Origin of the sequence: Sphingosinicella sp. BN140058 (assembly GCF_004135585.1) — a bacterium.
In the GTDB taxonomy this organism is placed as follows: Bacteria; Pseudomonadota; Alphaproteobacteria; order Sphingomonadales; family Sphingomonadaceae; genus Allosphingosinicella.
The window spans coordinates 3,039,427-3,052,207 of the sequence record NZ_CP035501.1 but is presented as its reverse complement, the minus strand read 5'-3'; the positions used below and the strand labels follow the sequence as shown (position 1 = coordinate 3,052,207).

Below are 12,781 nucleotides of genomic sequence, written 5' to 3'. Positions count from 1 at the left end.
TATGGACAGGATCAGTCGCCGTTCGGCTCTGCAAGGCCTGCTCGGAAGCGCAGCTGCCGGCGCGGCGGCCCTGGGCGGCACTGCGGCCAGCGCCGCACCGCCGGCCGGGCCTCCGCCGCGGGACTATAGCGATGCGAAAACGGGGCGGCGGATCGTTCGACTCTCGCCCGATGCGGGTGGCAGCAAGCTCTATTTCTACAAGAACAGCTTCACGCCGGAGGGCGACCGCATGGCGATGTCGACCCCGGACGGGATCGCCCTCGTCGATCTCGCGACCTTCCGGGTGCGCACCCTGGTCGCCGATCCGAAGGCGGAACTGATGTTCACCGGACGAAAGTCGCGGAACGTCTATTATTCGGTCACCGACCCGGGTGACGCCCAGCCGATGGATCGCCCGAAGACCGTCTATGCCATCGATGTCGACAGCAAGCGGGTTCGGCGCATCTGCCGTGTTGCCAACGGCAGCTTCAATTCGATCAATGCCGACGAAACGCTGTTGCTCGGCTTTGTCGCCTACGGCTCGCAGCCGCTCCAGCCCGGTGTCGCCGATCCGCGCAACCGCCGCTTCGGTCAGGCCGAATATGCCGCGGTCGGCCCGGACGGCAAGCCGCTCAACTTCGCCAAGGCCAAGGGCGTGCGGATGCTCGAGCGCTGGGCGGCACGCTACCCGATGGAGATCTTCGTCGTCGATACCGCCAGCGGCGCGCGGCGGGTGATCCACCAGACCCGCGAGTGGATCGGCCATTTCCAATTCTCGCCCACCGATCCGCAGCAGATCATGTTCTGTCACGAAGGTCCCTGGCACCGGGTCGATCGGGTCTGGCTGATCCGCGCCGATGGATCGGGCCTTAAGCCGATCCACCGGCGCACGATGAACTTCGAGATTTGGGGCCATGAATTCTTCAGTCCCGACGGGAAGTGGATCTGGTACGATCTGCAGACCCCGCGCGGGCAGGTCTTCTGGGTCGCCGGCTACGAACTCGCCACCGGCCGTCGGCTATGGCGCCGGGTCGAGCAGAATGACTGGTCGGTTCACTACAACGTCGCGGCGGACGGCCGCCTGTTCGCGGGTGACGGCGGCGACCGCGACATGGTCGCCCATGCGCCCGATGGAAAGTGGATCACGCTGCAGCGCCCCGAAACGATCGTCGACGCGGATCTGGAATCCTACAAGGATGATCTCGTGACGATCGAATATATGCGGTCGGAGCGGCTCGTCGACATGTCTGCGCACGATTACCGGCTGGAACCCAACCTGGTCTTCACTCCCGACGGCAAGTGGATCGTCTTCGGCTCCAACATGCACGGTGCCAACCATGTCTATGCGGTGTCGGTGACGCAATCCTGATCGGCACGAGGCTCACGCCACCAGTGGCACGGCGGCGGCCTCGAGCACGGACGGCAGCGCGTTCGGATCGAGCCGGATCTGCAGACCGCGCTGGCCGCCGTTGACATAGACCAGCGGGTTCCCGAGCGCAGTCTCCTCGATGAAGGTGCGGATCTGACGGCGCTGGCCGAACGGGCTGATGCCACCGACCTTGTAGCCGGTCAGGCGTTCGGCCTCCGCCGGCTTCATCATCTCTGCCGACTTGCCGCCCGCGGCAGCGGCCAGCCTCTTCATCGCGACCTCCCGATCCGAGGGGATGACGGCGCAGACCGGTTTGCCGTCGACCAGCGCCATCAGAGTCTTCAGCACCAGATGCGGCGATTCGCCGAGCGCTTCCGCCGCCTGCAGACCGACGCGCTCCGCCGCCGGATCATAATCGTAGCGGTGGAGCGTGAAGGCGATATCGGCGGCGGCAAGGGCGCGGGTTGCAGGCGTGGCGTGTGACATGGCGGCCCAAAAGCAGGTTCTGCGCAAAGAAGGAAGGCGGCACGCACCTCAGCGGGAATCGCCCGGCGCGCTGCCGCTCCAACGGCAAAGAGTCGTTCTTGTGCGGTCAACGAAGTTGAATGTTCGGCGGGTTTCGTGAATTGGCGGCGTCATCCAGGAAAGAGGAGCGCAGAATGGAACGATTTTGGCGCGCGCTCGGGTTTGATTACACCCGCCGCGTGCACATCAAGCGTATGGTGACCGGAACCGATTGGATGTTCTGGCTCGGCGTGCTCGGCGTGATCGTCGCGGCCGTGCTCGCGCTCCGCTACCTTGGCTGAGCCCTGTCCCGGCGTCGGAGCGGTCCGCCGCATCGTCGCGCGTGCGACGCCGAGCCCGTTGTCCCTTCGGCAGCGCACGAAGCGCAACAAAAAAGGCCCCCTGAGCGGGGGCCTTTTTGTGGCGGAGCGGGAGGGATTCGAACCCTCGATACGCTTTTGACGTATACTCACTTTCCAGGCGAGCGCCTTCGACCACTCGGCCACCGCTCCGCATGCTCTGGAACCACGGCCCTCTAGTCGGCGATTTCGGAAAGGGCAAGCACGGGGATGTGCGTAATCCGCGGGTCAGGCGACGAGCGCGTCGATCGCGGCGGCGAGATCGAGGTCGCGTTCGGTGAGGCCGCCGGCGTCGTGGGTGGTGAGCGCGATCTCCACCCGGTTCCAGACATTGCTCCACTCGGGATGGTGATCCGCCTTCTCGGCCAGCAGCGCGACCCGCGTCATGAAGCCGAACGCCTCGGCGAAATCGGCGAAGCGCAGCGTGCGGCGGATCGCACGGGCGTCGCCGTCATACGCCCAGTCGGGCAGCGCCTTCAGCCGCTCCTCGCGTATTCCGTCCGTCAGCAGCATTCCATCCTCCTCACCGCACTTGCTGGCGCGCCCAACGCTTCACCCTTATGGGACGTGCCATGAGCGAGCGTCAAACCAACGAGCCATCCGATAACCCGGCGGCCGAGACCTTCGCGCCCGATGTGGCGCTGCTCGAGGCGCTTGCCGACCGGGCGATGACGCGGCTGCCCGAGCCATTCCGGCGATTGCTCGGCGGAGTCGTGGTTCGGGTGGAGGATTTCGCGAGCGACGAGGTCCTCGCCGAATTCGGCATGGAGGATCCGTTCGAACTTACCGGCCTCTATACCGGCCGTCCTGTCGGCCACCAGGAGCAGATGGCGCCTGGCGAGCTGATGCCGATCATCCATCTTTATCGTCGCCCCTTGCTCGACGAATGGGTTGAAACCGGCGTGTCGCTGGAGGCGCTGATCACCCACGTCATCGTCCACGAGGTCGGCCACCATTTCGGCCTCTCCGACGACGACATGCACGCGATCGAGGATTCCGCCGAATGAGCGCAGCGCCGCTGCTGCGCCTTGAGGAGGTCGCTCTCCTCCGCGGCGGGCGGCTGCTTTTCGAGCGGCTGACGCTGCGGATCGCGGCCGGTGAGGCATTGCTGCTGACCGGCCCCAACGGCATCGGTAAATCGAGCCTGATCCGTGTCGCGGCGGGATTGCTGCGGGCGAGTGCAGGCTTGGTCGAGCGGCACGGATCGGCGGCGCTCGCCGACGAAGGCCTCGCGCTCGACCCGCGCCAGGCTCTGGCGGACGCCCTGCGATTCTGGGCGCGGCTCGACGGCGGCGACGAACGCGTCGGCATGGACGCGATGGGCCTTGCCAGGCTGGCACCAGTGCCGGTGCGGATGCTTTCCACCGGCCAGCGCAAGCGCGCCGTGCTGGCACGGGTGATTTCTGCCGGTGCCCCGCTCTGGCTGCTGGACGAGCCCGGCAACGGCCTCGATGCCGAAGGGCTCACGCGGCTCGGCGCCGCGATGGCGGCACACCGCGCGGGCGGCGGCGCGATCCTCGCCGCTTCGCACCAACCCTTGGGCCTCGACGACGCGCGGACGGTGGCGCTCGCATGATCGCCCTGATCGCGCGCGAGCTGCGGCTTGCGCTCACCGCCGGCAATGCCTTGCTGCCGCTCATCTTCTTCCTGCTCGTCGCGGCCTTGTTTCCGTTCGCGGTGGGGCCGGACGCGCCTTTGCTGGCGCGCACCGGCGGCGGCGCCCTGTGGATGGCGGCCTTGCTTGCCGCCCTGCTGCCGGTCGAGCGGCTGGTGGAGCCCGATCGCGCCTCCGGCCTGCTCGATCAGCTGGCGGTGCGCGGCATCGGCGACGAGACGATCGCCTTTGCCAAGCTCGCCGGCCACTGGCTGAGCTTCGGACCGCCGCTGATGATCGCCGCCTTTCCGGCTGCCGCCTTGATGAAGCTGCCCGGGGACATCCTGCTTCGCCTGGAAATCGGCCTTGCCGCCGGCACGCCGGGCCTCGCGGCGCTGACCCTCATCGTCGCGGCGCTGACCGCCGGGCTGCGCGGCACCGGTGCGCTTGCCGGGCTGCTGATCCTGCCGCTGGCGGTGCCGATCCTAATCTTCGGCGCGGCGATGATCGAGCCTGGCGGCGGCGCCGGCGCGGCCAAGCTTCTCGGCGCCGTTTCCTTGCTGCTGGTCGCGATCGCGCCGTTTGCCGCGGGCGCGGCGATCCGCGCGGGTCGCGACTAGTCGCGGCTCCAGCGCGCGAAGATCGCGGTCGGAAGGAGCAGGCCCCGCGCTTCCTCTCGGACGGCCATGTCGCCGCATTCGATCCTGCCGCCGAGATCGGCGAGCGCCTGGCGGAGGAGTTCGCCGATCGCCAGCGCCGACATCCGAACCGCATAGACGGTGAGGACAAGGAATCGGCTGTCGGCGTCGAGCAATTTGCGGCAATCCGCGATCAGGCCGGGCAGCCCCTCTTCCAGCCGCCAGACCTCGCCGGTGGGGCCGCGGCCATATTTCGGTGGATCGAGGATGATACCGTCATAGCGGCGGCCGCGGCGCACTTCGCGGGCGGTGAACTTCGCGGCATCGTCGATCATCCAGCGGATCGGCCGCTCGGCAAACCCGGACAGGCGGGCATTCTCCTTGCCCGCCTCCACCGACTTCTTGGACGCATCGACATGGGTGAGCCGCGCGCCGGCGGCAGCCATCGCCAGGGTGCCGACCCCGGTATAGCCGAACAGGTTCATCGCTTCCGAGCCGGCGCCGAGCCGCTCCCGCATCCATGCCCATTGCGGCGACATGTCGGGAAAGAAAGCGAGGTGGCGGAAAGGCGTACACTGGCTGCGGAAGCGGACGTCCTCCCAGCCCATGTCCCAGCCGGCCTGCGGCACCGGACGCGCAAATTGCCAGCGACCGCCCCCATCCTCGTCCGAGCCGGGGATGAACTCGCCGTCGGCATCCCAGTCGGCCAGGGCCGGCGCCCACATCGCCTGCGGCTCGGGCCGGATGAAGCTGTAGGGACCGTAGCGTTCGAGCTTGCGGCCGTTGCCGCTGTCCATGAGGCCGTAATCGGCCCAGGGCTCGCCGACGAGAGTGGAAAGGACCATGCGGTCAGGCGGCGCGGACGGCCGGGAAGCCGATCGTGGCCCGGGCCCGCGGCCCCGAAAGCATTGCCCGGCCGGCCGCACGGATCCGGTCGAGATCGACCTTGTCGACATCGGCGATGACCTCGGCGGGCTCGACCAGGCGGCCATAGGTCTGGATCTGCCGCGCCACGTAATGGGCCTGGCCCCACGGACTTTCGAGCGACATCAAGAGGCCGGCTCGGGCCTGGGTGCGAACGCGCTGCAATTCGCGCTCGGTGATCGTCTCGGCAGCATCGGCAAGAATCTCCTCGATCAGCTGCGCGGCCGCGGCAGACTGCCGGCGCGCAGTGGCCGCGTAGATCGAGAACAGGCCGGTGTCGGCCCAGGGCTGCAGCATCGAATAGACCGAATAAGCGAGGCCGCGTTCCTCGCGCAGTTGCTGGAACAGGCGGGACGACATGCCGCCCCCGACCGCGTCGCTGAACAGGCGGGCGGCGTAATAGTCTTCATGGGTCTGGCCGGGCGCGCCGAAGCCGAGCGCAAGGTGCGCCTGGTCCGACGAAGTGCGGCCGACCCGGTCGCCGCCGGTGAAACGCGCCGGATCGGGCGTGTCGCTGCTGCCCGCGGTAAGGTCGGCGAAATGCTTTTCGGCGAGATCGACCAGCCGATCGTGGTCGACCTTGCCGGCCGCGACGAGAGTCAGGCTGCCGGCCCGATAATGGCTGCTGCGCCACGCCTCGAGATCGTCGACCTGGATCGCCTCGATACTCTCCTCGGTGCCGAGCACCGAACGCCCCAGCGCCTGTTCGGCAAAGGCGGCCGACTGGAGATCGTCGAAGATGATGTCGTTGGGGGTATCGCGCGCTTCGCCCAGTTCCTGGAGCACGACATCCTTCTCGCGTTCGAGCTCCCCGGCGTTGAAATGCGGACGCTGGACGAGATCGGCGATCATCTCGACGCCGAGCGGAATGTGCTCCGCCATCACCGACGCGGTGAAATTCGTCGTCTCGCGATCGGTCGAGGCGTTGAGATCGCCGCCGACGTCCTCGATCGCCTCGCTGATATCCCGGGCCGAGCGGCCGCCGGCGCCCTTGAACACCATATGTTCGAACAGGTGGGCGATGCCGTTGAGTGGCGCCGCCTCGTAGCGGGAGCCGGTCTCCGCATAGAGGCCGACGGCGGCAGTCTCGATACCGGGCATCTGGCGGCTGGCGACTCGCAGGCCGCTGGAAAGGGTGGTGAGCTTCATGAACTGGGCCAATTAGGCGCGGGCCGGCTGCGCTTCAACCATGGCTTCCCGAAACGGGTCAGCCCAGGCGAACGCGATAGGCGGATCATCGCTTCCGCAGCCCCTCCGAAACCAACGCGATCGCGGTGTCAGCGACCTCGCCGGGCGAGAGATCCTCGTCCCACAGGCCGTAGCGCATGCCGAGGAAGACGCTCATCCCGATCAGCGCCCAGGCGCGCGGCTCGTCGGCGCCGTCGGCAATCTCGCCGCGCCCCCGGGCGCCGGCCAGATTGCGCACATAGGCCTCGGCGAAGCTTCGGTAATGTTCCCGGTAGACGTCCTGGGCGACGAACTGCGCTTCCTCGATGATCCGGTAGAGCTCCGGATGCTGACGGACGAAGGCGATGAACGCCTCGAGGCCGATTCTTTCGGCGGCCAGGCGATCGGGCGCATGCTTGACCGCTTCGGCGACATGGGCGCGGGTGGCGCGGCTCATGTCGCGAACGAGCGCCCGAAACACCTCCTCCTTGCTCTCGAAATAGGTGTAAAAGGTGCCGAGCGCGACGCCGGCGCGCTGGGTGATTCCGGTGATCGCGGCCTCGTGAAAGCCGCGCTCGCCGAATTCGGCGGCGGCCGCCTCGATCAGCCGGCGCAGGGTCTTGCGGCCACGCTCGGTGCGCGGCTCCTTCTCGCCGCCCGCCGCGGCCTCGTTCACATATGCCATCGCCTCTCCCCGGGGATGGTCAAACTGAGCCGCTTTTCACCCCCGTGCAACCCGCCTTGACGGCGCTAGAGCATGATCAGATCGGGCTGAATCAGCCTGGTCCGTAATCATGCCCTCATCCTTGGTCCGTCGCGCGCTGCTGCGGCCCCGCGGGCAAGCTGAAATTGACGATGGTTCCTCCGGCTGCTGGCGCCTCCGCCCAGATGCGGCCGCCCTGCGCTTCGACCATCGTGCGGCAGAGCGACAGGCCGACTCCGAGTCCGCCCGATGTCGAGGGCTGGAGGGCGTCGAACAGGCCGCCGATCCGTTCCGCCGCGATCCCGGCTCCGCGATCCCGCACCGACACCTGCACCATGGCCCCGGCGGCGATCGCATCAACGATGATGGGTTCCGTCGTGGCGGCCGATGCCTGACCGGCGTTGCGCAAGAGGTTCAGCAATATCTGTTCGAGTTGCACCTGATCGGCGATCACGGTCTGGGCTGCTGCCGCCACTGCAACCTCGACGCGGTTGCGCGAAAGCTCGCCGCTGGTTTCGAGCAGCCGAACAACCCGCCCGATGACATCGGTGAGCGGCACCTCCTCGCGATGGGCGGCGCCGGCCGAGACGAGGCTTCGCATGCGCCGGATGATCTCGCCGGCACGCTGAATCTGTTGCTCCGATTCCCGGAGCAGGTTCTCGATCGCGCGTTGGTCCCCGCCGATGGCGAGGAAGCGCTGGCCTGCCGTGAGGAAATTCGCCGCTGCGGTCAGCGGCTGGTTGAGCTCATGGGCCAGGGTCATCGCCATCGTCCCCATGGCGTTGAGCCGCGAGGCGTGCAGCAATTGCGCATGCAGGTGGTCGGCGCGCTCGCGCGACACGCGGCGGCTGGTGACATCGTAGCCGAAGAAGACCAATCCGGTGATCGCCCCGCGGTCGTCACGCGTCGCCTGCCAGATGAAATCGACGAAGCGGCGCTCGGCCGCAGCGTCGGGGCCGTTGTGCACGCAGAATTCGACTTCCTGGCCGATCCAGGGTTCACCGCTCTGAAAGACGGCTTGCAACGGCGCGACCATGTCCTGGGCCGCAGCCTCCGGTATCGCATCTGGAAGCGCGCGTCCGATCAGAGGTCGACCGCCGAAGAAACGATCGAAGGCGGGGTTGGCATCTCGGAACGTCAGGACTGGCCCGGTCGTCGCCGCCATCAGCACCGGCGAGCGTTCGAACATCTGCGACAGCCGGGCATTCTCCCCTTCCAGCCGGTCGCTGCGCTCGAATTCTCGTGTCGTGTCATAAACTTCCCCAAGCACGCCGCCGATGCTGCCATCCTCGAGCGGCACCGGTGTGTAGACGAGCGTTCCCGACGCCGGTTCATCCCGGCCGTAGCGACGCGTAATCGCTCGGAAGTTAGGGAGAAACTGCGGCGATCCGGAATAAGCGGCTTCGATGTGGGGCCCGAGCTTCGGCCAGAGGTCGCGGCGGAGCGCCGGGAACGGCCTGCCGATCGCGTCGGCAAAGGCGGTGCCGAGGTTCGTCGAATAGGCGTCGTTGTGGAGCGTGATCAGCTCGGGGCCCCACAAGAGGAGCTTCGGGGCCGCGGAAACCAGTGCCGTGGCGAGCAGGGTCTTCAACGCCGCCGGCCAGGCTGCGATCGGCCCCAGCGGCGTGTTCTCCCACGGGAAGGCACGGATCACAGCAGCGCTTCGCCCGGGCAGCGAGAGGAAGGCGGTCGGATCAACCGCGGCTGCAATGGAGAAGGACAATGAAGGTTTCCGAGACTCGGCCGAGAGCAACCGAATTTAGGGGCGGGGCCGCGCCGCGCGATACCGTTCATATACCATATGCGACGTTTCACTGCTCCTAAGGCGCATGCGCTCAGAGCGACGCTCCAGTCGGAGTATTTTCTGGTGCTGCTTTCCTACCCGGTCATCCTGGCGGACGATGGTTTTGGGACCGTCTACGCCCTGTGCCCGGACATTCCCGAAGCGATGACCTATGCCGCCACCCGCGAGGAGGCCGCCGCCAAAGCGCGCGAGGCGATCGAGGGCGCACTTGACCTTTATCGCATCGAAGGGCGGCCAATCCCGAAACCCGGCTCCGCCAAAGGCGATCTCATCGTTTCTCTGAGATCAACCGATCTCGGGTTCGACGTCGAACCCCCGGCGCCCATCGCCAAGGTCCGGGTACCCGGCGCAGCCGCCCGGAGACTTCACCGGGTCTTCAGCCTCAAACGGCTGAAATCCAAAGTTGAAGGTTGACTCAACTTTCACTTAGTCGCATCTTCCCCTCACCTGCCGAGACGAGCGGGAAAGGGAGGATGGGTTGCCGGTTTTCGCCGCGTCGGACGGTGCTTGCATCGCTTATGATGACGAAGGCGCGGGCCGGCCGGTCCTGCTGCTGCACGGGCTCATGGCCAATGCGGGCTTCTTCGAGCCGCAGCGCGCGCTCGCCGACCAGTTCCGGCTGATCCGGGTCGATTTTCGCGGCCACGGCCGCTCGAGCGTCGATGCCGCGGCTTCGGTCGAACGTCTTGCCAGTGATGTTGCCGAACTTGCCGCACAGCTGTCGATCGAAGACGCGATCCTGGTCGGCTGGTCGCTCGGCGCCTCAGTCTTGTGGCGCGTGTTGGCAGAAGCCTCGGAGGACAGGTTCGCAGCGGCCGTTGTCATCGACATGACTCCGCGCGTCCGCAACGATGCCGATTGGGCGCTTGGCCTGTCTCCCGATCACTGCGCGGCGCGCAGCCGGGCAATGCGCGACGATTTTGCCGCCTTCGCCACCGCTGCGGGCGGCGCCATTTTTGCCGACGGAGACGCTCCGCATCCGCTCGCCGCCTGGGCCGGTGCCGAGTTCGGCCGCAGCGACGCTTCCACCGTCGCGGCGATCTGGTCGTCCCTGGTGGATGCCGACTTCCGCCCGGTGCTGCCGACGATCCGGCAACCGAGCCTGATTGCCCATGGCGCAGGCAGCCATCTCTACGGAGCCGATACCGCCGATCACCTCGTCGGGGCTCTCCCCGATGCGCGCGGGATCGTGTTCGCGCACTCCGGCCACTCACCGCACCTCGAAGAGCCCGAACTCTTCAACCGCACCCTACGCGCATTCGCGGTCAGCATACCGCCAGTCCGTCACAGTCGCGCAACAGCATAAGCAGGAGAAGATCGCCATGACCGGAAACGCCTTGATGACGCGCTTGCGCTGGGGAAGCGCCCTTGCGGTACTCGCTCTTGCCGCCCCGTCCTGGGGGCAGGACGCCACGAGCGCCTCTGACGAACAGCAGGCTGCAGGGGCCAACGATGCCGCCGCTGCCACTTCGGCCGGCCAGGACCAGGAGATCATCGTCACGGCCCGCCGCCGCGCCGAAAGCCTGCAGGACGTGCCGATCGCCGTCACCGCTTATTCGGGCGAGGCGCTGGAACGGCAGGGTGCGATCGACATCACCGACATCTCGGACACCACGCCGAACGTCACGCTCGAGACATCGCGCGGCACCAACACCACGCTCACCGCCTTCATCCGCGGCGTTGGCCAGCAGGACCCGGTCGCGGGCTTCGAGGCCGGTGTCGGCCTCTACCTCGACGACGTCTATCTCAACCGGCCGCAGGCGGCGGTTCTCGACATCTACGACGTCGAGCGCATCGAAGTGCTGCGCGGTCCCCAGGGTACGCTCTATGGCCGCAACACGATCGGCGGCGCCATCAAGTACGTCACCCGCCGCCTTTCCGACGATCCGACGCTGCGCGCCCGGGCCAATTTCGGCACCTACAAACAGGGCGACATCATCCTGTCGGCGAGCGCGCCACTTACCGAGGGAATCCGCATCGGCGCCTCGGGCGCACGGCTGTACCGCGGCGGCTTCGGCGAGAATCGCAACAACGGCCTCGACAATTACAATCGCGACATCTGGGCGGCGCGCGGCACACTCGAAATCGAGCCGAGCTCGAACTTCTTCCTGCGCGTCTCGGGTGATTACACCAAGGACGATTCCAATCCGCGCAACGGGCACCGGCTGATCCCGGGCCTGGTGACCGGCGCGCCCGTGCTGGACGACGTCTATGACACGCGTGCCGGCCTCAACACGCCGAAGCAGGAGATCGAAGCTTATGGCGGTGCCGTGCGGGCGGAGCTCAAGCTCAGCGACGAACTCACGCTGCGCAACATCCTCGCCTACCGGAAGGACAAGAGCTTCGCGCCGATCGACTTCGATTCGCTGCCGTCGGCGGACGTCGACGTGCCGGCGATCTACCGCAACAAGCAATTCTCCAACGAATTCCAGATCCTCTACGAGGGCACCAGGCTCAACGGCGTCGCCGGCGTCTATTATCTCGATGCCAACGCCAACAACATCTTCGACGTCGTGCTCGCGACGACGTCGCCGATCGCACTGCCGGGCCTGACCGCCTCGACCTTCGGCGACGTCGACACCAAGACCTGGGCCGCGTTCGCGGATTTCACTTACGATTTCACCGATCAGTTCGCGCTGTCGGTCGGCGGCCGCTACACCCACGACAAGCGCAGTGCCCGTGTGATCCGCGCCAATCTGCTCAACGGCCCGTCCCCGGAGCTGGGCGGCCGCGGAGTCCAGCTCGGGCCGCGCACATCCGATTTCACCGGCGAAGAAACCTTCAAGGAATTCACGCCACGCGCCTCGATCAGCTTCAAGCCCAACGAAGACAACACCATCTATCTGAGCTATTCGAAAGGCTTCAAGGGCGGCGGCTTCGATCCGCGCGGCCTTTCGACGGCAGCGCCGGATCTCGACGGCAACGGTACCCGCGATGCTGCCGAGATCTTCGATTACTTCCTGTTCGAGCCGGAAAAGGTCGACAGCTACGAACTCGGCTACAAGGCGTCCCTGTTCGACCGCCGTCTCCGCCTAGCGCTCGCCGGTTTCTATGCCGACTACAAGGACGTGCAGGTGCCCGGATCGGTCGGCGCGGTGATCAACAACGTCCCCACCTTCGTCGGGGTCACCACCAATGCCGGCAAAGCCAGCTTCAAGGGTGTCGAAGCCGAGATGGTGGCGACCCTGCTCCGTGATCCGACCTCCGGCACCCGCGTCAACTTCACCGGCACGGCCGGCTATCTCGACGCGCAATATGACGAATTCATCACCAACGTGCCCGGCACCGGCCCGGTCGACGTTGCGGATTACCGGCGGATCCAGAACACGCCCAAGTGGACGCTTTCTGGCACGCTGGACGTGGCGACGCGGGTGAGCGGCGGCGAATTGTCGGCCAGCACCACGCTCTCCTACCGCAGCAAGACCTATCAGTTCGAAACCCCGAGCCCCTTCCTCGATCAGCCCGGTTATGCCCTCCTCGATGCCAGCCTGGTCTGGACGTCGAGCGACGATCGCTACACGATCGGGCTCCACGGCAAGAACCTGACGGACAAGCAGTATATCACCTCGGGTTACCAGTTCCTGCTGACCGATCCGGTTACCGGCGTTCCGCTTCGCAACGCCGCCGGCCAGGTTCGGCCGAGCCTGGGTGTTGAGGGCGTCGCCACCGCCTTCTACGGCAATCCGCGCCAGGTCTTCCTGAGCCTGGGCGTCAAATTCTGATCGAAAGGAAAGCGAGGA

At 66.7% G+C, this 12,781-nt stretch carries 14 protein-coding genes and 1 tRNA gene; 8 read left to right on the top strand and 7 right to left on the bottom strand.

The features are described 5' to 3' along the window. The first annotated feature begins 1 nt into the window (after nucleotide 1). Entirely contained in the window at nucleotides 2–1,348 is a 1,347-nt protein-coding gene (locus ETR14_RS13800; protein WP_129385409.1) for an oligogalacturonate lyase family protein, read from the top strand. 12 nt (nucleotides 1,349–1,360) lie between these two features. Here the strand turns inward: ETR14_RS13800 and ybaK are convergent, their stop codons facing one another. Then, nucleotides 1,361–1,834, bottom strand: a complete 474-nt coding sequence (gene ybaK / locus ETR14_RS13795) for a Cys-tRNA(Pro) deacylase (RefSeq protein WP_129385407.1) — start codon at nucleotides 1,832–1,834, stop codon at nucleotides 1,361–1,363. Between the two features lie 173 nt (nucleotides 1,835–2,007). Here ybaK and ETR14_RS28385 point away from each other — a divergent pair, with 173 nt between their 5' ends. Next, nucleotides 2,008–2,154 (top strand): hypothetical protein, encoded by a 147-nt coding sequence (locus ETR14_RS28385; RefSeq protein WP_165356440.1) that lies wholly within the window; start codon nucleotides 2,008–2,010, stop codon nucleotides 2,152–2,154. Nucleotides 2,155–2,273: 119 nt separating this feature from the next. Here ETR14_RS28385 and ETR14_RS13790 read toward each other — a convergent pair. After that, nucleotides 2,274–2,364 (bottom strand) — tRNA-Ser (locus tag ETR14_RS13790). A gap of 75 nt (nucleotides 2,365–2,439) precedes the next feature. Further along, entirely contained in the window at nucleotides 2,440–2,724 is a 285-nt protein-coding gene (locus ETR14_RS13785; RefSeq protein WP_129385405.1) for a 4a-hydroxytetrahydrobiopterin dehydratase, read from the bottom strand. A 59-nt stretch (nucleotides 2,725–2,783) separates the two neighbouring features. Here ETR14_RS13785 and ETR14_RS13780 point away from each other — a divergent pair, with 59 nt between their 5' ends. Genes ETR14_RS13780 through ETR14_RS13770 form a run of 3 tightly spaced genes read left to right on the top strand, consistent with a single transcriptional unit; the run spans nucleotide 2,784 to nucleotide 4,425 of the window. Then, nucleotides 2,784–3,218: a metallopeptidase family protein gene (locus tag ETR14_RS13780; protein ID WP_129385403.1), complete on the top strand. Its 435-nt coding sequence runs from the start codon at nucleotides 2,784–2,786 to the stop codon at nucleotides 3,216–3,218. Further along, nucleotides 3,215–3,787 (top strand): heme ABC exporter ATP-binding protein CcmA, encoded by a 573-nt coding sequence (ccmA, locus tag ETR14_RS13775; RefSeq protein ID WP_129385401.1) that lies wholly within the window; start codon nucleotides 3,215–3,217, stop codon nucleotides 3,785–3,787. The genes ETR14_RS13780 and ccmA overlap by 4 nt, the downstream gene beginning before the upstream one ends. Next, nucleotides 3,784–4,425, top strand: a complete 642-nt coding sequence (locus ETR14_RS13770) for a heme exporter protein CcmB (RefSeq protein WP_129385399.1) — start codon at nucleotides 3,784–3,786, stop codon at nucleotides 4,423–4,425. Before ccmA ends, ETR14_RS13770 begins: the two co-directional genes overlap by 4 nt. Here ETR14_RS13770 and ETR14_RS13765 read toward each other — a convergent pair. The 4 genes from ETR14_RS13765 to ETR14_RS13750 form a co-directional block, all read right to left on the bottom strand. Next, complete coding sequence (locus ETR14_RS13765; RefSeq protein ID WP_129385397.1) at nucleotides 4,422–5,288, bottom strand: class I SAM-dependent methyltransferase; 867 nt, start codon at nucleotides 5,286–5,288, stop codon at nucleotides 4,422–4,424. The genes ETR14_RS13770 and ETR14_RS13765 overlap by 4 nt on opposite strands. 4 nt (nucleotides 5,289–5,292) lie before the next feature. Further along, entirely contained in the window at nucleotides 5,293–6,516 is a 1,224-nt protein-coding gene (locus ETR14_RS13760) for a pitrilysin family protein (protein ID WP_129385396.1), read from the bottom strand. Nucleotides 6,517–6,601: 85 nt separating this feature from the next. Then, the gene (locus ETR14_RS13755; protein ID WP_129385394.1) at nucleotides 6,602–7,219 is read right to left on the bottom strand and encodes a TetR/AcrR family transcriptional regulator; all 618 of its coding nucleotides are present in this window, start codon (nucleotides 7,217–7,219) and stop codon (nucleotides 6,602–6,604) included. 115 nt (nucleotides 7,220–7,334) lie between these two features. Then, on the bottom strand, nucleotides 7,335–8,960 hold the full coding sequence (locus ETR14_RS13750; protein WP_129385392.1) for an ATP-binding protein: 1,626 nt from the start codon (nucleotides 8,958–8,960) through the stop codon (nucleotides 7,335–7,337). A gap of 78 nt (nucleotides 8,961–9,038) precedes the next feature. On the opposite strand from ETR14_RS13750, the gene ETR14_RS13745 reads away from it, so the two are divergent. The 3 genes from ETR14_RS13745 (at nucleotide 9,039) to ETR14_RS13735 (ending at nucleotide 12,763) form a co-directional block, all read left to right on the top strand. Beyond that, complete coding sequence (locus tag ETR14_RS13745) at nucleotides 9,039–9,455, top strand: type II toxin-antitoxin system HicB family antitoxin (RefSeq protein WP_165356439.1); 417 nt, start codon at nucleotides 9,039–9,041, stop codon at nucleotides 9,453–9,455. 64 nt (nucleotides 9,456–9,519) lie between these two features. Beyond that, on the top strand, nucleotides 9,520–10,347 hold the full coding sequence (locus ETR14_RS13740) for an alpha/beta fold hydrolase (protein ID WP_129385388.1): 828 nt from the start codon (nucleotides 9,520–9,522) through the stop codon (nucleotides 10,345–10,347). 16 nt (nucleotides 10,348–10,363) lie between these two features. Next, nucleotides 10,364–12,763 carry a TonB-dependent receptor gene (locus ETR14_RS13735; protein WP_243455515.1) on the top strand — a complete coding sequence of 800 codons (2,400 nt, stop codon included), beginning with the start codon at nucleotides 10,364–10,366 and terminating at the stop codon, nucleotides 12,761–12,763. Nucleotides 12,764–12,781: the final 18 nt, after the last annotated feature.